This is a genomic window from Candidatus Cryosericum septentrionale, assembly GCF_003570995.1.
GTDB lineage: Bacteria > Caldisericota > Caldisericia > Cryosericales > Cryosericaceae > Cryosericum > Cryosericum septentrionale.
The window spans coordinates 29,476-47,221 of sequence record NZ_QXIY01000001.1 but is presented as its reverse complement, the minus strand read 5'-3'; the positions used below and the strand labels follow the sequence as shown (position 1 = coordinate 47,221).

The following is a 17,746-nucleotide window of genomic DNA, read 5'->3' as shown; positions in this document are numbered from 1 at the left end:
ATCTTGATGTCAAACGCGTCCATGCGGTTCGTACAGCAGTAGGGCCCACGTTCCCGCTGCATGTCGACGCAAACCAGGGATATGACCGCGAAGGAGCTCTGCGTGTGCTGCTAGCACTGGCTGGAGCAGGAATCGATTTTGCCGAGCAACCCGTTCCTGCAGAAGACACAGAGTCCCTGCGATGGGTAAGTGACCATAGCCCTATTCCGATAACAGCCGATGAAGCCGTCCATACACCAGAGGATGCGCTGGCGTTAGTCCGTTCTCACGTATGTTCCATGCTGAACGTCAAACTACAGAAGGTTGGAGGTATTTCCCGCGCACTCGACATTCTGGCTATCGCACGAGCTGCAGGTATCCCATGTATGATCGGGTGCATGACAGAAACTCCTGTCGGGATTGCAGCAGGAGCACATGTAGCGTTGGCATCACCGGTCGTCACGCATGTCGATCTGGATGGATGCATCGATCTTGCATTCCAGCCGACAACCGGTGGCGTCGAGATAAGAGGAGACCAGCTGACGGTTTCTGATCGCCCTGGCCTGGGAGTGGAGCTCAACGATGAATATCGTAATCATTTTGCCAATCAGGAGGCTCTGTCATGAATATCTACATTTCGTGTGATATGGAAGGAGTAGATGGTATCGTCACGGAGAAACAGTCATCCCCCACCGGTCCGTTCTATGAGTTTGCCCGAGAACAGATTACGGGGGAGGTAAATGCTGCTGCGCAAGGCGCATTCGATGCTGGCGCCAGTTCTGTTCTCGTGAACGATTCCCACCATGACATGACGAATCTGCTTCCTGAGAAACTGGATCCTCGCATCGAGTACATAACTGGTTCGCAGAAGCCCCTGTCTATGATGCAGGGTGTGGATACCGGAATAGATGGTGTTTTTTTCATTGGATATCACGCTCGTGCCGGCACATGGAATTCTACAATCGTGCATACGTTCAGTGGTTGTGTTTCGCAGTTCAAAATCAATGGTAAGGTGTACGGTGAAACTGGCCTTAATGCAATGATTGCAGGCTATTTTGGCGTTCCCGTCGTCATGATAAGTGGCGATCAGCATGTTGCAGAAGAGGCACGTGAGTACCTTCCATGGATCCGGACGGCCACCGTCAAGCAAGGTCAATCTGCCTATAGCGCCCGCCATCTCTCCGTTGCAAACGCACGTGAACTTATCCGCAAAACAGCAGCTGAAGCTGTGAGGATAATCCCCGAAGCCTGCCCTTACTTGCCATCAGCCCCCTACCGGCTGGAAGTACGGTATCTTCAGGCTGGAGAGGCCGACCGAGCGTCCATGATGCCCGGCTCCATGCGCCTGGATGGCACGACGCTTGCATTTGACACCAATGATTATCTTCAGGCATGGTTTGCCTTCTATACCATGACGGCACTAGCCAGCCAGGCGCCGATGGTGTAACGTTTCACTCACCTATCACAACTGGCACAAATTCACTATTAAGGAGGGTTCATGACGTTGCAAAGAAAAGGTGTCATTACCGCCAACATTGCCAACATGTATCTTGATGCGAATGTCAAATCCGAGGTTGTCAGTCAGGCGATCATCGGTACAACATGCGTCGTGAAGTTGAACAAGGAGGGCTGGTACAATATCCAGCTGCCAGACACCTATCTAGGCTGGGTCCCTGCTGAAATGGTACGACTCTATACAAAGCAGGATCAGCCATATGCATCCCGTGGTCATGTGGCCACAACCACCAATCTCTTTGCAAACATTAATAAGGGTCCGTCAGTGGACTCACCGCTTATGACAACTGTCACGATCGGGGTAACACTCGAGGTGCCGGACATGGTCACGCAAGATGGATGGCTCCACGTACGCCTTCCCGATGGGCAAATCGGGTGGGTCCAACAGGGAGATGTCATCGTTGATAATGCCCCTTATCTGTTTGCACGGGGAAAACGCTCTGACTTTGTGGCAACAGCAAAGAAGTTTCTTGGGCTGCCTTATCGGTGGGGTGGAGTTTCACCGTTTGGGATCGACTGTTCAGGCCTGGCACAACTCGTTTACCGCCTGAACGGTATCATCATTCTGCGTGATGCTGGGATTCAACGAGGTATGAAGGAATTTGCTCTTGTTCCGAAAGCAAAAATGCAGCCTGGTGATCTCATTTTCTTCGGTAATCCAGCTACCAAGAACATCACTCATGTCGGCATATACATTGGCGCTGGAAAACTCATCCATGCGACCACGCATGAGCATCCAGTTGTGCAAACAAGCAAGCTTGCCGATAAGCATTGGACTGACTTGTACGTCGATAGTAGACAGTGGACCGGCAAATGACGGTAGTTCATCCACATGCCCTCCGGCCCGGTGCTACAATCGGGATTGTTGCCCCCGCCGGTCCTAATAATGAGGAAAAGCTTCAAGCTGGTATAGCCTACCTGCAGCGTCGGGGGTATCGGACTATTGTCGGAACGCATGTGCATGATACACATGGATATCTGGCAGGCACCGATATCGCGCGCGCGGGAGATATCAGCGAAATGTTTGACCGAGACGATATCGATGCAATCATCTGCTCACGTGGAGGATACGGAGCAATGAGACTTTTGCCCCTCTTGGATTACCAGTGCATCCGCGCCAACCCAAAACCGTTCATGGGGTACAGCGACATTACCTCTTTACATCTTGCATTCTGGAAAGAGGCACACCTTGCAACGTTCTACGGGCCCATGGTATCCATCGACATCAATGATCATATGCGCCCCCTTGTCGAGCAGACAATGTGGCAATTGCTGACGGAGCCTTCATTTACCGGCGAACTCATGTACGATCGTGCATCCAATAAGGCACACGCCATGCTGCCCGGCATCACAGAAGGTGTCCTGGTCGGCGGCTGTATGACGCTTGTCGAGGCGCTTCTCGGAACACCGTGGCAACTGGATTGCACAGGACGTATCCTGTTTCTTGAGGATGTAGATGAAGAATGGCATGATATTGACCGCATGCTCGCCCACTTGGCCCTTGCAGGAATCTTCCGGGATGCTACAGCTATTGTCATGGGAGAGATGGTAAACGTCCAAAATCCTGACGAATCCAAACCATCTCTTCATCTCGCCGAACTCTATCGCGACTATCTGTCCGGTCTAGGTAAACCCGTTCTTGTTGATTTTCCCAGTGGCCATGGACAAGATATGACAACATTGCCGCTGGGTTGTGCCGTGCGTCTTGACGCCAGCGCTGCATCGATAAGACTGTTGGAAGCTGCCACAATTTGACGTAGGTGCGAGGAACAGGAGGGATGATGAACAAAGGGCCTTAGGTTGTTGATCCATCCCAACGAGATCGTGCGGCAAAGAGAACGCGGAATTCCTATATCTCAGAGGAGGTACGATTCATGGAAGCAAAGAGAGTTATATCGCTTGTGCTCACAATTGCACTTGTTCTTGGCATCTGGGTCGCTCCCGTCAATGTTGCCGCAGACCAGGACGCAATCATTTCTATGACGATTGGCAGTGCCAAGGCCTATGTCAACCTGGTTCCGAAAACGCTTGATCAGCCTCCCGTCATTATCAATGGACGCACGATGGTTCCGTTCCGATTTATTGGCGAAGCGCTAGACGCATTCGTCGATTACGATCCGACGAATAAGACTGTCAGTTACGTTCTTGAAGGGAATAATATCACCTTGAAAATAGGCTCCACGACGGCAACGGTCAATGGGGTCAGCAAGACTCTGGAAGCCGCTCCTGTTATCCTGAAAACGGGGCGAACCGTTGTTCCGGTACGCTTCATCTCGGAAGCTATCGGTGCCACAGTTGGCTGGGATGCAAAGACCCACACGGTAAGTATCACGTTCAGGAAGGAAGTTGTTGTCATTGGCGGCATTCTGCATGACTACAACGGCGGAGATCTAGACGGTTTCGATCCACAGTCCAATACAAATTTGCTCCTGTTCAATGCGTGTCGTCAGATCTATTCCAACCTTGTGACCGTGGGATACAAGGATTTCACGATCATGCCCGATGCAGCCAAATCATGGGACACGTCAACAGATGGCAAAACCATCACCTTCCATCTCCGAAACGACATCTATTTCAGCGACGGAACCAAGCTGATCGCCAACGATGTCAAGTTTACGTTTGAGCGCTGTTTTGATCCCAACGGCCCCGCTTATACCAGCGGCGTTCTCGACTACTATCTGACTCCTGTCAAGATTGTCGGCGGTCAGGCAAAAGCGGACGGGAAGGCCTCGGCCGTTTCTGGAATCAAGGTTCTGGACGATTACACGATTTCCTTTACTCTTGAGCAACCCTTCGCTCCGTTCATCCAGATTCTTGCGATTCCGGCGTTCGGTATCCTTTCGGAGAAGGCTGTGACGAAGATGGGCGATACCTACTTTGCTCATCCAGTCGGATCCGGTCCGTTCTATGTCAAGGAATGGCAGCGCGGCAGCCATATTTTGTATGCAGCCAATCTCAAGTACTTCAAGGGTCGCCCGGCACTTGACGGAGTCCATGTCGATATCGTCGAGGATGAGAATACGCAGGTCCTCAAATTTAAAAAGGGCGAGCTTGATGTTCTGTACCCACCCCTTGCACAATATGACGAGCTGGTCAAGACCTATGCTACCAACGTCTACAAAACCGCAGATATGAGTTATTACCGCATTGATTTTAACATCAAACGGAAGGGCCCGCTTCAGGACATACGCGTCCGTCAGGCCATTGGCTATGCAATCAACCGCGAACAAATCCTCGCCAAGATCCTGAAAGGGCAGGGTTATCTTGCAAAAGGCATCTTCCCTCCAGGGCTACCCGCCTATAACGCTACCCTCCCTGGGTTCAGCTACGACCTGGCCAAGGCAAAGCAGCTCATGATAGACGCTGGTTACCCCAATGGGTTCTCACTCGAGATGGTCATGCGATCGGGGAGAATGGAGGACGAGCATCTTGCATTCCAGGAAGCCCTCAAACAGATTGGCATTACGGTGAACCTGAAAAAGCTCGACAGCGCCACATACTGGCAGCTCCTGGGCGCCGGTGAAACCGATATTGCCTACCGCAACTGGTATGCCGACTTTGCTGATCCCGACAATTTTATGGCTCCCTTGTACCATACAGGGACTGACTCCAACATGGGGTGGGCAAAACCGGAATATGACGCCATCATCGAGAAGGCAGCAAAGTTGACGCGTATGTCCGACCGTATTCCGCTTTACCAGGACCTGGAGAAAAAACTGATTTACCAGGACGCCGTGCAGTTCCCGCTCTGGAATACGATTACCACCGTTATTTTGAATCCTAAGGTGCGCAATTACTATTTGCACCCCTCCGGAGTCGTCGCCTACTACCCAGTTTATCTGGCGCACTAACCAGAAAAATTCACCCGGCTGGCATATCCCAGCCGGGTCATGCTGCGGAGGAACTATGAGAAACTATATTATTCGCCGGTTGCTCCTGCTCATCTTGGTGCTGTGGGGAGTAACTCTGGTAACGTTCATCTTGATGCATGTTGTTCCGGGCGACCCAGCAAAGGTACTGCTGGGAAAGCTGTCAGGAAATGAAGTACTCGTTACAAAACTCCGACATCAACTTGGACTGGATAAACCTCTGGTTGTACAATATTTCGAGTTCGTGAAAGGTGTACTGCGTGGAGACCTTGGGAACTCGTACAAATTCAAGGCTTCGGTGATGTCGCTTATCCTCGAGCGCATGCCGGCAACGATCAAACTGACGTTCGGCGCCCTTATCATAGGGCTTCTGATCGGCCTTTCATCTGGCATTATTTCAGCCGTGAGACGCTATTCCGTTTGGGATACGTTCAGCATGTTATTCGCATTTATCGGCGTCTCAATGCCTGTTTTCTGGCTGGCGATGCTCCTGCAACTGTTTTTCGCCGTCAAACTTGGGTGGTTTCACGTCTCTGGTTTTGAAGGACTCCGCGATCTTGTCCTACCTTCAGTTACACTGGGGCTCATCTATTCAGCCTCAATCGCACGCATGACACGCTCTTCCATTCTCGAGGTAATCCGCATGGACTATGTGCGGACTGCACGTGCAAAAGGAGCACCAGAGCGAATAGTCATTTTTCGACACGTCTTCCGGAATGCCCTTATCCCCGTCGTTACTCTGATCGGAATGCAATTCGGTGGGTTGCTTACCGGAGCTGCTTTAACAGAGACAGTCTTTCAGATACCAGGAGTTGGAAAATTGCTCATAAACAGCACTCTTGATCTCGACTACCCGATGATTCAGGGAGGGGTAATTTTCGTTGCCATTATCTTCGTTCTCATCAATCTGTTCGTTGACATCCTGTATGCGTATCTTGATCCGACGATCCGTTATGATTAGCCCAAAACAGAACAAGCCGGAAACGGGTGGTGCGCCATTCACTACGGTTCAGGAGAAAGATGAAGAGCTTCTTGCTGCAGAAAGTGAGGCAGAGGCCCGACAGACGTCTATGATCACGGATATCTGGCATCGTCTAAAAAAGCACCGGCTGGCAATGGCAGGGCTTATCATTATTAGCGTGTTAATTCTGACTGCCGTCTTTGCGAGCGTTATTGCCCCCTACAGTTATCGGGACCAGAATCTTGACAACGCTTTGCTGCCTCCTTCCCGCGATCATTTGTTTGGCACAGATCAGTTCGGACGCGATTTGTTCAGCCGCATCATTTATGGCAGCCGTATCTCCATTGCAGTTGCATTTCTTCCCGTTATCGTGAGTGTGGGCATTGGTGTCCTTCTCGGAGCTATTTCCGGCTACTACGGGGGCTGGATTGACCTGCTGATTATGCGCCTGGCCGACATCATGTTTGCATTTCCAAGCCTTCTGTTCGCCATTGCCATCATCTTCGCCATCGGACGTGGAATTCTCAGTCTCTTTATTGCTCTCGCTCTCGTCGACTGGGCAGGAGATGCTCGACTGATCCGGGGTCAGGTACTGTCCATACGATCCAAGGAGTATATCGAGGCAGCACGCGCCATTGGAATGAGCGACCGTCGTATTATCCTGCGTCATATACTCCCCAATTGTCTCGCCCCTATCATCGTCACAGTATCCATGTCTATTCCAGGAGTCATCCTCACCGAAGCAGCTCTTTCATTCATCGGGCTCGGGGTACAACCTCCCACGCCAAGCTGGGGGGCCATTCTCAATGACGGACAGCGGTTTATTGGAAATGCTCCATGGATGGCATTCTTTCCTGGCGCCGCTATCTTTCTGACCGTTCTCGCTTATAACTTTCTCGGAGATGGTCTCAGGGATGCAATGGATCCCTTTCTTAAGAATTGAGTTCCGTCTAATTCTTCTATCGGGCACTGGCACCAGAATAGCAAGAATCTGATGTCGGTGCCCATTGGGGGCACAACATGTGTGATACGATTGCGGCTCTCGCAGCAACCTCCACAGATGCCCACACCTTCCTGGCAAAAAACAGCGACCGCGAGCCGAACGAGGCCCAGCTCCTGACGGGTGTGCCACACAGGACCCACAGCGAGCCGAGACTCAAGACGACCTACATCGAAGTCGATCAGGTGCGGGAGACGAACGCCGTTCTGCTCTGCAGACCTTTCTGGATGTGGGGTGCCGAGATGGGCGTCAATGAACATGGCATCGCCATCGGCAATGAGGCGGTCTTCACCCGTGGGGGATACGGCAAAACGGGGCTGACCGGCATGGACTTACTCAGGCTGGCTCTGGAACGCTGCGACAGTGCTCGCTCAGCCGTAGATGTGATCATTACTCTGCTGGAACAACATGGCCAGGGTGGCAACTGTGGCTTCACCAAGCAGTTTTTCTACAACAACAGCTTCCTGGTCGCTGATACAACTGAGGCTTGGGTCCTGGAGACGGTCGGAAAGCAGTGGGCTCGCAAGCAGATCAGCGGAGCCGGGGCGATCTCCAACCTCCTGACGATCGGCTCCGACTGGGATGAGCTGTCGCCAGGTGCCGAAGCCTTCGCCGAGCAGAAGCATCTGCGACGCGGCAAGGACAGGATGGATTTCGCAGCCTCATTTTCAGACCCTCTGTTTACCAAGTTCTCCAGAGCACACGCGCGTCGTGCCAGCAGTCTCAGCGCTCTCGATTCAGGGGCGCCAGCCACTGCAGCAACGATGAAAGCAGCGCTGCGTCAGCATGACGACCTGGGCTATGCTCTCTCAGCAGGCAGTGTCGGTTCGGTGTGCATGCATTTTGGCGGTCTTGTGGGCGATCAGACTGTCGGAAGCATGGTGGCCGACCTCGACAAGTCAGGGCCCGTCGCGTGGGTCACAGGCGCATCGGCGCCGTGCATCGTCCCGTTCAAACCGATCGCGCTGGATGCCGAAGGTGCCGGGATGTTCGGTGAGAACCAGCAGGAAGAGGCGCTCAACTACTGGCTCGAGAACGAGCGCATCTCACGGAACCTGCAGAACAACTACGCCGAGAAACATAAGGCTATCGAGAAGTTGCGAGCCCCGCTCGAACAGCACTTCGAGGGGATGATGGCAGGTGCCGCACCGGAGTACCGGAAGCAGGCTGCAAGGGAGTGCTTCGAGCTCGAGAAAGAGTACCGCGTTGCCCTCTGGAAAGCGATTGAGCCACTGGACCACCCGACGAGACACTCCCTCGTGTTCTCTCTGCAATGGCGGCGGGAGAACAGGGATCTCGTGCGTCTGTGGCCTGCCTACTTGCAGTCCTCGGAGAACGCCTCGACGGTGTAGGTGAAAACGCTCAGACCCGGCTGAGAGAGGCTCTCCGTGTGGAGTCCAGCCTTGTGGCAAAGAGCCTCGAGGAATCCGTGGACGTTGGGTAGCTGCTCCCAGACCTGTGGCAGGAATGTGGCCTGATAGACTCCACGCCGAAGAATGACGCCGGGACGTGTTGCCGCCAGCTTCGATTGAAGGTCCGCTAGCGAGGAGAAGGCGAGCTCAGCTGGAACAGAAAGCAGAGAGACCTCGATAGACAGGTCTGCAAACTCCGACTCCTCAACGGGTTCGAACCGTGGGTCGCTGAAAGCCGCCGACAGCGCATTGGACGCAACCGCCTGAACCAGAGGAGACACGGGCATGATCGTCCCGATGCAGCCTCGAAGCTCTCCATGCTCGGTCAACGTGACGAACACTCCCTGATCCTGCCAGAACTTATCATCAGGGAATTCCTCGCGCGTCGGTGTCAGTTCGTGTGCATCCAGCAGCCGCATACGAATCGATTCACGTGCCAGCACAAGCAATTGAAGGCGTTCATGTTCATTCATGCCCATTCCTGTCCTCCCAGAAGCCAATCGACGCATATCCGACGACGGCGGACTTGTCCCCTGCAGTGTCACCAGAATTCCTGTAGTCGACGAGACGGGACCTCCAGCCACATATGCGTGCCATGGCGAGGATCGTCCTGATCGGCATAAACCCACAGGCATCGTCGCCACCCAGCTTGTCGCCCTCTCCCTCCAATATGTGCCCAATCGTGGTGTGGTCATGTTCCACTGCCATATCATATGGATCATAGTGACTGAGGTCACTGGAGGCGACGACGAGCATGTGAGGAAGATTCAGTGCCAGGAGCTCCTGAGCCAGGCTCTCTGTGTCCACTTCTCCCAGTACCAATGGAATGATGCTGAAGTCCATGAGAGATACCTGCAGGAATGGCAACTGCACTTCGACCGCGTGCTCCAGTGCATGGGCCTCACCGGACGTGAAAACCGAGGAGCCCTTCGTCAGGAGTTTCGCTGCATCCGAAACGTTGATGTCTCCTAGTGGCGTTCGGAACACGTCTGCTTCCGGGAGTACCGCACCCTTGAACCACACGTGGTGACTCGGGGCAAGGACGACCACGGTCGTGTGCGCAGATTTGTCCAGGCTCGCGAGACAGGCGTAACCCCCTCCCGCCACTGGACCCGAGTACACGTACCCGGCATGAGGAACGATCAACCCCCTGCATTCAGCACCGGCACCGACGACGTCGGCTGGGATACGTGCGCCCTCGATGTATCCCTCGACGTCGCTGCGCAGTTCATGAGCCTCCGCCGGGTAAAACTGCCCGGCAACAACGGCATTTCGTATCATCGGTCCACCCCCTTGATGTGAGTCCCACACGTCGGACACGTCAGGCCTGTCCGGGCTGTCACGGTGTAGCCCTGCCGTTCCACGACTGTTGCCCCACATCGTGGGCACACCGTATTGCTGGATCCATCGTGGACTGAAAGGTTCCCCGAATAGACATGGAGCAGCCCTTCCTCATGTCCGACCTGTACCGCCCTCTCGATTGAAGCAGCCGGCGTGATCGGCGTATCCTGCATATGGTACATCGGAAAGAACCGCGAGACGTGCCACGGTATCGCAGGGTCGATTGACGCAACGAAGTGCGCCATGGCCCTCAGTTCATGCTCAGAGTCGTTGAGCCCAGGGATGATCAACGACGTGATCTCCTCCCAGGCTCCTGCCTCATGGATCGCTCGTATGGCATCGAGGACAGGCTGGAGGCGCCCGCCGCACACGCGTCGGTAGAAGTCGTCGGAGAACGACTTCAGGTCGATATTGTAGGCATCGATCAGGGGTAGCGCTTCATCCAGAAGCTCGCGGGAGTAGAATCCATTGGACACGAACACCGTGCGCAAGCCGGCTTCTCTTGCCTGTACAGCAATGTCCAGGGCGTATTCCGCCCACACTGCGGGCTCATTGTATGTGCAGGCGATCGATGACGCTCCCTGCCGCAGCGCCAGTTGCACAACGGCTTCCGGGTCCAGGAAAGGCAGACGGGACAGCTCCTCATCGATATCTCGTGCCTGCGAGAGTTCGTAGTTCTGGCAGAAAGCGCAGGTGAAATTGCATCCGAATGTGCCCAGTGAGAGCGCGGTCGATCCTGGAAAGAAGTGGTACAGCGGCTTCTTCTCAATAGGATCGAGGGCAACCGAGGCCGGGAGACCATAGACCATGGATTGCAGTTCTCCCTTCACCGTGCGACGTACACCGCACAATCCTGTTCTGCCTTCAGTAACCACACACCCATGAGCGCAGGCAAGGCACTTGACGGCCCCGCTCTCCTCCACACGACTGAGCCTCGCTGGTTTCATGTCATCTCCTCCGCCCCTGGCAGGGTTGCCGTTACGAGTCGGATGGCCAGCCGCAGGGCTGCACGTGTCGATTCGACGCGGATGTGGAGTCGGTCCCCGTCCAGCAGTAGTCGCTCCACTGTGCACGCTCGTGGTGTCGCACAGGCTACGAACACGGTCCCGACAGGCGTACCTCTGCCGTCCGATGTCGGTCCGGCTACTCCTGTCGTCGCAAGCCCTACCTGCACGTTCAACCTCTCCCTGCAGCCCTGAGCCATAGCTTCTGCCACCTCGACGCTGATAGCGCCACACTTCTCCAGCAACTCGGCCGGTACTCCCAACAGTGCTGTCTTCTCCCGGTCCGTGTAGCTGATCACGCCGCCCATATATGACACCGACGCTCCTGGCACAGCAGTGATGGCTTCTCCGACCATCCCCCCGGTGAGCGACTCAGCCGTACCCAGGCGCCAGCCGTGCTGAGCCAGGAGGTTCAAGAGTGCTCCGGCAACCGCCACGAGACCCTCGTCCGCGTTTTCGCTCATCCACTCGCCAGGCGACGCGCCCTCCGTGCCACCTCAAATCGCACCTTGTCGATATCAATGCCCAGCAACTGCCTGTGCTCCATGACCCAGGAGCCGGCAACCATGACCGAGTCGACAGCTCGACTGTTTGCCGACCAGAGGAAATGGGAGACCACGTTGTTCCTTGGACAGAACGATTCATCCTCGAGATCCCAGAAGACCAGGTCAGCTGCAGCCCCCTCGCTCAGCGTTCCCACGTCATCAAACCCGAGAGCTCGACCTCCGTTGGCGGTCGCCATCGCAAGGAGACTGGCATTGCTGATACCCGAGGCGTCCATGGTCGAACCTTTCATAAGTAAACCCAGCACCCGCAATTCCTCCAGCATATCGAGGTTGTCATTGCTGGCCGCTCCGTCCGTTCCGACACAAAGGTTCACTCCGCTGCCCAGCAGGAGCCTGTAGTCAGCGATGCCGGACCCGAGCTTGAGGTTGCTCTGGACATTCAGGACAATGCTTGCCCCCGCATCACGCAGGATCTCTGTGTCATGGGCGGTCATGTGGACACAGTGGGCAGCCAGAAGCCGCGGTGGATTCTTGAAGTATCCCTGGTCAGCGTAGTACGAGATGGGAGACGTCCCATACGCTGCAGTGAACTCCTCGATCTCCTTGGCTGTCTCGTGAAGGTGAAACTGCACGATGACGCCAAGATCGCGGGCACGTTCGAAGTTCTCCCGAATGAACTCCGGGCTCGCCGTATAGGGAGCGTGAGGGCCGAAACTAGTCCTGATGCGACCATCGGCCTTGTTGTTCCAGCGCACGACGAACTCTTCAGACTTCTCCAGCTTGCCCCGCTCGTTGTCGAGGGAGGCGGTACCCGTCGAGAGATTGGCTCGTACGCCGGCCTCGTCCACAGCCCGAGCCACATCGTCTTCGAAGAAGTACATCTCGGCGAACGTCGTCGTCCCGGACATGATGCCTTCGGCAAGTGCAAGTAAGCTACCATAGTAGATGTCGTCACCATTCATGAGAGCTTCGCGTGGAAACATGTAGTCATGCAACCACACGTCAAGCGACACTTCGTCGGCAAGCCCGCGCAGCAGCGTCATGGCAAGGTGCCCATGGGCGTTGACAAACCCAGGAGTAACCAAGTACCTCGACGCGTCAACGACGGTGGCGCCCATGGGCGGATCCACGTGGTCAGCGATGCGGCTGATCTTCATTCCGTCCACAAGAATATCCACGACGCGCGTCGCGTCATCACTTCCCCGCCCAGTATCAAGTATCTTGGCCGACGTGAATACTCGTACCATCGCGCACGCTCCTTTTCTTATATCATAGCAAATCTTGCACAAATCTCGCTAGCGAAAAACCCGCCCCTGTCAGGGCGGGCTGAAACATGCGTCGTAAACCTGTAACTCTAGATGCCCTTTGGAGCTATGCCGAGCAACTTGCCGTCTTCGAGAGGCTCGCCGGGTGTCGAGAGCATGCTCCGTATGTCCTTGGGCATGCGGAAGATGCGCTCATGCGTCACGCCGTCGTAGAACTTCAGTGCACTGGTGTCCCCAACGCGATCAGCCAGAATCCTGTCGACCGTCGCGGCATCCATGTCCAGTGGGTCGTTCTTCTTGGAAGCCAGGATATATGACCAGGGAACATCGTACGCGCCAACATAGGAATACAGCGAACGGGCGATCGGGAAAACCGAACGGATGGTATCCAGAATCCTCTTGTGGACTGCAACGTTCGTCGGCTTCAGATACGACGAAGTAACACAGAGAGTACCCCCCTCGTCCAGAACGCGGAAGGCGTGCTGATAGAACTCCTTCGTGAACAGAACAATAGACGGCCCACCCTCGAAGAGATCGGTCAGGTCTTCGATGATAACGCTGTAGGAGTGGTCAGGTTGACGCTCGATGAACTTGCGGGCGTCCTCGAAGTGCATGCTGACCTTAGGGTCGTGAAACGCGCCCTGATGATACTCCGGCAGGTACTGCTCATACAACTGGTTGGCTTCCTCGTCGATGTCGCACATGTCGATGTGCTCGACCGACTTGAAGCGCAGCAGTTCGCGCAGAGACGCGCCTTCGCCGCCGCCGACGACAAGCACCCTGCGCGGGTCCGGGTGGCATACCATGGCCGGCTCGTTCAGGCACTCGTGATAGATGTATTCGTCCTTTACCGAACTCTGGCAGTCGCCATCGAGAATCAACATCTTGCCATAGTGCTCAGACTCGACGATTTCTACCGTCTGATACTTGGTCTTCCTGGTGGCGATCACGCCAGTCAGCGCGTGGAGGTGGACCTCCCCGGGCTCAAACGTGTCATGATACCACTGCCACGCCATCTCTCATAACCTCCGTCTCGACGACCGAGTGCCCATAAACGCCTGGGCGTCCCTCAATCTCCTGTCCACGAGCAATCTCCGTCTTGACGATTGTCGTTGCCTCAAATTTCTCAGCGGCATACTCCATGGCCCGCCATGGATCGGTCTTTTCTCCACAGGTATAAACGTCTAGGGCAGCGTATCCGTACTCAGGCCATGTGTGAATGGACAGATGTGACTCGGAAATCACTACTACCCCACTAACCCCCTGAGGAGTAAAATGGTGAAACGCCAATTCCAGGATCTCTGCATTCGCTTGCAGAGCAGACTCGCGCAAGATCTCCTTAACTCTGTCCAGATCGTTCAGGACATCCGGATTACACCCAGAGACCTCGACTACCATGTGTCTACCTTCGGTGCGCATTTCGACCACCACCCCCTTTCAAAGATTAGTAAAGTAAGGATGAGGACGTTACTTTAACGTGTAGCATCATACCAGCAATCGACTGGATTGCAATGACGATGGGCCTCACGCTTGCACGTCCGTAACAAGGCGCGCGAGGGAAAGTCGGGCTCGCGTCTGGCCCGACACCCCAGCCCAGTGGGTCTGCTCCCCAAGGGCAGACTGCTCGAGCACTTGCAGGGAGGAATCGATCCGGTGGAATCAACGTAGACAGCAAATCGCACCGATTGAACCATGATGCGGTCTCTAATGACGGGTGTCAACTAGGCGATCCTGTTCCGCGCAAACGAGAACGGCATTAGTAAACTTCCGCTCTACAGCGTCTGAGACGGAACATCCTGGACAACGACAGCGATTGCCACGAGTGTTGTTCCGGCAACTGGCGGCAAGGAGGCGGGCTCGGCGCCGCAGGTTCGATCAGGCAACCGCTGGGGCCGAGATACGCTCAGTCTGCAGGAATGTCCGGCTTCTCGTCCAGTTCGCCGGGCACATCCTCGGCGTCCAGAACTGTCTGTGCTGCCGTCGCATTCTCTTCGTCCACCAGGATGTCGAATGACCCAAAGGGACCCTGGTAGACAGTGCCGTACCCGTCCCTGACCGAGCGCTTGGCCATGGCGGGAATCCCGCCAGCAGCAAGCAGGCCAACAATCATGTTTGCTTCCATTTCATCTGAAGCTGTCGTGATGGCAATCAGTTTTGTATCCATAATATGAGTATAGCGTAGGATGGCAGCTTGTACCACAAGCACCCCGGTGACAGCTTCATCATTGCATTTTGGGTCCATGACCATAGAATATGTGAGAATCAGTTGTGGAGGTACCTATGGTCAGAGTACGCTACGCACCGAGCCCTACCGGACACATTCATGTCGGCAATGCCCGGACAGCGATTTTCAACTACCTGTATGCCAGACACGAGGGCGGAACTTTCATCATGCGCCTCGACGACACCGATCTCGAACGGTCGACCGAAGAGAACATCGACTCGATGCTCGACGACATTCGCTGGCTGGGCCTGGATTGGGACGAAGGGTTCCTGAAAGGCGGTAGTCTCGGCCCCTACCGCGAGACTGAGCGCAAACCCCTTTACGATACGTACATCCAGCAGCTGCTGAATGAGGACAAAGCGTACCAGTGTTTCTGCACCAAGGACGAACTCGAGGCCGAACGCCGCAAAGCGGAAGCCGAACACCGTATCTATCGATACAGCGGCACCTGTGCCCACCTGAGTGCTGAACAGGTCGAGAAGAACATCACGGAAGGCAAGCCGTACGCGATCCGCCTGCGCATTCCACGGGAAGACGTCGTCGTCCACGACCTCATTCGGGGCGACGTCCAGTTCAAGTCAGAGGAATTCGATGACTTTGTCATTGCCCGTCAAAATGGTATTCCCATCTATAACTTCGCGACCGTCATCGACGACGCGCTGATGAATATCACGCACATCATCCGAGCAGAAGAGCACTTGTCCAATACGCCACGCCAGGTCTTCATCTATCGGGCACTGGGCTTCGATGTCCCGCAGTTCGCCCACGTCTCGCTCATCCTTGCCCCGGATCACAGCAAGCTGTCGAAGCGACACGGCGCCGTCTCCGTAGGCGAGTACCGCCTTGAAGGATATCTGCCCGAGGCACTCATCAACTACCTCGTGCTTCTCGGATGGTCCCCCAAGGACGACCGTGAGTTCTTCACCGTGGACGAGCTGATCAAAGAGTTCTCGCTCGGGGGCGTGGGCAAGTCCGGCGCCGTCTTCGACAAGAAGAAACTGACGTGGATGAACCACATGTACCTTACCAGAAAAGATGCCACAGCCATTCTGACGATCCTCAAGGAGGACTTCGCCGAACAGTATGCTGCAGTATTCGGCGGGCTCCCTGAAGACAAGACGGTGACCGCCATCGACCTCACCAAGGGCAATGCGCAGGTCCTCCCGGATCTCTTCCACCTCGCTCGCAACATCGTCCAGCCAGACGTCGTCATCACAGACGAGAAGTCGCAGGAAGTCATCGGCTCGCCTGAGGCAAAACAGGTCCTGCAGTACCTCATGGAACACTTCGCCGCTATCCCATTCGGCCAAGGCAATGACGCAATGAGCTCCTGGGTGGAAGACCTTCGCAACCAGATTCCACTCCCTGCCAAGAAGCTCTACAGTCCCATCCGTGTTGCGCTGTTTGGCGCCAAGGACGGCCCGGAGATCGTCAAGCTGTTCCTGATGTTGGAGCCATCCTCGATTCACGAGCGCCTGCAAAAAGCTTTGGCTCTCTAGCCAGCTCTTCACCCCAGACCACAACCCCTCAGCGTTGCTCTTGCGGAGGGGTTGTTTCTATGTCGAAGCTCATCGAACTGGAGCGCGTACGCAGAGGCGCAACAGGGGAAGGAGTGCGAAAGGGACTACAGCTTGTTGGCTTCGGCGATAAGAGTGTCGATGAAGGCGGAAGGCTCGATATTGCGGACGGGTTCGCCACGCACAAAGAGGACACCCTGGTCACGACCGCAGGCAATGCCGACATCTGCCGCCTTCCCCTCACCGACACCGTTGACGACGCAACCCATGAGGGCAACGGTCACTGGCTTCACGATCTCACCCAGCCGTTCCTCGAGCTGAGCCACAAGGGACAGGATGTCGGGGACTTCACAACGGCCACATGTCGGGCACGACACAATCTGTGCGCCATGTCGTCGCAGGTCTAGTCCTGCTAGCAACGTCCATGCCGCGTCGACCTCCAGACCCGGGTCGCCGCTGATGGAGTACCGAATCGTATCGCCGATGCCCTCGAGGAGCAAGGAACCGATCCCGGCGCTGCTCTTGACAAGCGACTGTCTCAGCGGTCCTGCCTCCGTGACCCCAAGATGAAGAGGGTAGTCGCTGCAGCCTGCAACAATACGCACGGCTTCCACCATCTCGCGGACATCGCTGCTCTTCACGGACACCACGATGTCATGGAAATCCGCTTCCTCCAGAAATCGCGCTTCTCCCAGCGCTTCTTCAGCGAGGGCATGGGCTCGTTCTGAACGCGTGAGCTCAGGGTCCATCGACCCCAGATTTGCGCCAACGCGGATCGGGACGGACGCCGACTTCGCAGTCCTGGCGACCTCACGCACCATCGCCCGGTCCTTGATGTTGGAAGGGTTCAGGCGGATCTTGTCAACACCGGCTTCGATGGACGCTAGTGCAAGGCGTGGGTCAAAGTGGATATCGGCAACCAACGGTATGGACACCTCCCTTTTGATGGTCCGCAGGGCCCGAGCCGCTTCAATATCCTTGACCGCGAGGCGAACGAGTTCACATCCACGAAGTTCCAGCTCCTGGATCTGACGGACGGTCGACGCGACATCACGGGTATCCGTCTTGGTCATCGTCTGTACGACGACGGGGTGGTCGCCACCCATGACCACGGATCCCACCTTGACGACACGCGACACGCGACGTTCCATCG

At 55.4% G+C, this 17,746-nt stretch carries 18 protein-coding genes; 9 read left to right on the top strand and 9 right to left on the bottom strand.

Annotation, left to right across the window (positions count from 1 at the left end):
- The 8 genes from SMC1_RS00250 to SMC1_RS00215 all read left to right on the top strand — a co-directional run.
- A partial coding sequence (locus SMC1_RS00250; protein WP_279386551.1) for a mandelate racemase/muconate lactonizing enzyme family protein occupies nucleotides 1-605 on the top strand: 605 nt, incomplete at its 5' end.
- Nucleotides 602-1,426 carry a M55 family metallopeptidase gene (locus tag SMC1_RS00245; RefSeq protein WP_119084811.1) on the top strand — a complete coding sequence of 275 codons (825 nt, stop codon included), beginning with the start codon at nucleotides 602-604 and terminating at the stop codon, nucleotides 1,424-1,426. The genes SMC1_RS00250 and SMC1_RS00245, both read left to right, overlap by 4 nt.
- Before the next feature lie 51 nt (nucleotides 1,427-1,477).
- On the top strand, nucleotides 1,478-2,311 hold the full coding sequence (locus tag SMC1_RS00240; RefSeq protein WP_119084810.1) for an NlpC/P60 family protein: 834 nt from the start codon (nucleotides 1,478-1,480) through the stop codon (nucleotides 2,309-2,311).
- Complete coding sequence (locus SMC1_RS00235) at nucleotides 2,308-3,249, top strand: S66 peptidase family protein (protein WP_119084809.1); 942 nt, start codon at nucleotides 2,308-2,310, stop codon at nucleotides 3,247-3,249. Before SMC1_RS00240 ends, SMC1_RS00235 begins: the two co-directional genes overlap by 4 nt.
- A gap of 119 nt (nucleotides 3,250-3,368) precedes the next feature.
- Nucleotides 3,369-5,345 (top strand): ABC transporter substrate-binding protein, encoded by a 1,977-nt coding sequence (locus tag SMC1_RS00230; RefSeq protein ID WP_119084808.1) that lies wholly within the window; start codon nucleotides 3,369-3,371, stop codon nucleotides 5,343-5,345.
- A gap of 55 nt (nucleotides 5,346-5,400) precedes the next feature.
- On the top strand, nucleotides 5,401-6,324 hold the full coding sequence (locus tag SMC1_RS00225; protein ID WP_119084807.1) for an ABC transporter permease: 924 nt from the start codon (nucleotides 5,401-5,403) through the stop codon (nucleotides 6,322-6,324).
- A 109-nt stretch (nucleotides 6,325-6,433) separates the two neighbouring features.
- Nucleotides 6,434-7,267, top strand: a complete 834-nt coding sequence (locus SMC1_RS00220) for an ABC transporter permease (protein ID WP_119084895.1) — start codon at nucleotides 6,434-6,436, stop codon at nucleotides 7,265-7,267.
- A gap of 77 nt (nucleotides 7,268-7,344) precedes the next feature.
- Nucleotides 7,345-8,676, top strand: a complete 1,332-nt coding sequence (locus SMC1_RS00215; RefSeq protein WP_119084806.1) for a C69 family dipeptidase — start codon at nucleotides 7,345-7,347, stop codon at nucleotides 8,674-8,676.
- Here the strand turns inward: SMC1_RS00215 and amrA are convergent.
- From amrA to SMC1_RS00175, 8 genes are all read right to left on the bottom strand, one after another.
- Nucleotides 8,640-9,209, bottom strand: a complete 570-nt coding sequence (gene amrA / locus SMC1_RS00210; protein ID WP_165849085.1) for an AmmeMemoRadiSam system protein A — start codon at nucleotides 9,207-9,209, stop codon at nucleotides 8,640-8,642. The genes SMC1_RS00215 and amrA overlap by 37 nt on opposite strands.
- Nucleotides 9,202-10,017: an AmmeMemoRadiSam system protein B gene (gene amrB, locus SMC1_RS00205; RefSeq protein ID WP_165849084.1), complete on the bottom strand. Its 816-nt coding sequence runs from the start codon at nucleotides 10,015-10,017 to the stop codon at nucleotides 9,202-9,204. The genes amrA and amrB overlap by 8 nt, the downstream gene beginning before the upstream one ends.
- The gene (amrS, locus tag SMC1_RS00200; RefSeq protein WP_119084804.1) at nucleotides 10,014-11,024 is read right to left on the bottom strand and encodes an AmmeMemoRadiSam system radical SAM enzyme; all 1,011 of its coding nucleotides are present in this window, start codon (nucleotides 11,022-11,024) and stop codon (nucleotides 10,014-10,016) included. Before amrS ends, amrB begins: the two co-directional genes overlap by 4 nt.
- Nucleotides 11,021-11,545, bottom strand: a complete 525-nt coding sequence (locus tag SMC1_RS00195; RefSeq protein ID WP_119084803.1) for a CinA family protein — start codon at nucleotides 11,543-11,545, stop codon at nucleotides 11,021-11,023. Before SMC1_RS00195 ends, amrS begins: the two co-directional genes overlap by 4 nt.
- The gene (locus SMC1_RS00190; protein WP_119084802.1) at nucleotides 11,542-12,834 is read right to left on the bottom strand and encodes an amidohydrolase; all 1,293 of its coding nucleotides are present in this window, start codon (nucleotides 12,832-12,834) and stop codon (nucleotides 11,542-11,544) included. The genes SMC1_RS00195 and SMC1_RS00190 overlap by 4 nt, the downstream gene beginning before the upstream one ends.
- Nucleotides 12,835-12,941: 107 nt before the next feature.
- On the bottom strand, nucleotides 12,942-13,868 hold the full coding sequence (locus SMC1_RS00185) for a spermidine synthase (protein WP_119084801.1): 927 nt from the start codon (nucleotides 13,866-13,868) through the stop codon (nucleotides 12,942-12,944).
- Nucleotides 13,846-14,271, bottom strand: coding sequence for an adenosylmethionine decarboxylase (gene speD, locus SMC1_RS00180; protein ID WP_119084800.1), 426 nt, complete (start codon nucleotides 14,269-14,271; stop codon nucleotides 13,846-13,848). The genes SMC1_RS00185 and speD overlap by 23 nt, the downstream gene beginning before the upstream one ends.
- Before the next feature lie 484 nt (nucleotides 14,272-14,755).
- Complete coding sequence (locus SMC1_RS00175) at nucleotides 14,756-15,016, bottom strand: putative signal transducing protein (RefSeq protein ID WP_165849083.1); 261 nt, start codon at nucleotides 15,014-15,016, stop codon at nucleotides 14,756-14,758.
- Between the two features lie 116 nt (nucleotides 15,017-15,132).
- Between SMC1_RS00175 and gltX the strand changes: the two genes are divergently transcribed.
- Nucleotides 15,133-16,575, top strand: a complete 1,443-nt coding sequence (gene gltX, locus SMC1_RS00170) for a glutamate--tRNA ligase (protein WP_119084798.1) — start codon at nucleotides 15,133-15,135, stop codon at nucleotides 16,573-16,575.
- A gap of 125 nt (nucleotides 16,576-16,700) precedes the next feature.
- Here the strand turns inward: gltX and ispG are convergent, their stop codons facing one another.
- Entirely contained in the window at nucleotides 16,701-17,744 is a 1,044-nt protein-coding gene (ispG, locus tag SMC1_RS00165; protein ID WP_119084797.1) for a flavodoxin-dependent (E)-4-hydroxy-3-methylbut-2-enyl-diphosphate synthase, read from the bottom strand.
- Nucleotides 17,745-17,746: the final 2 nt, after the last annotated feature.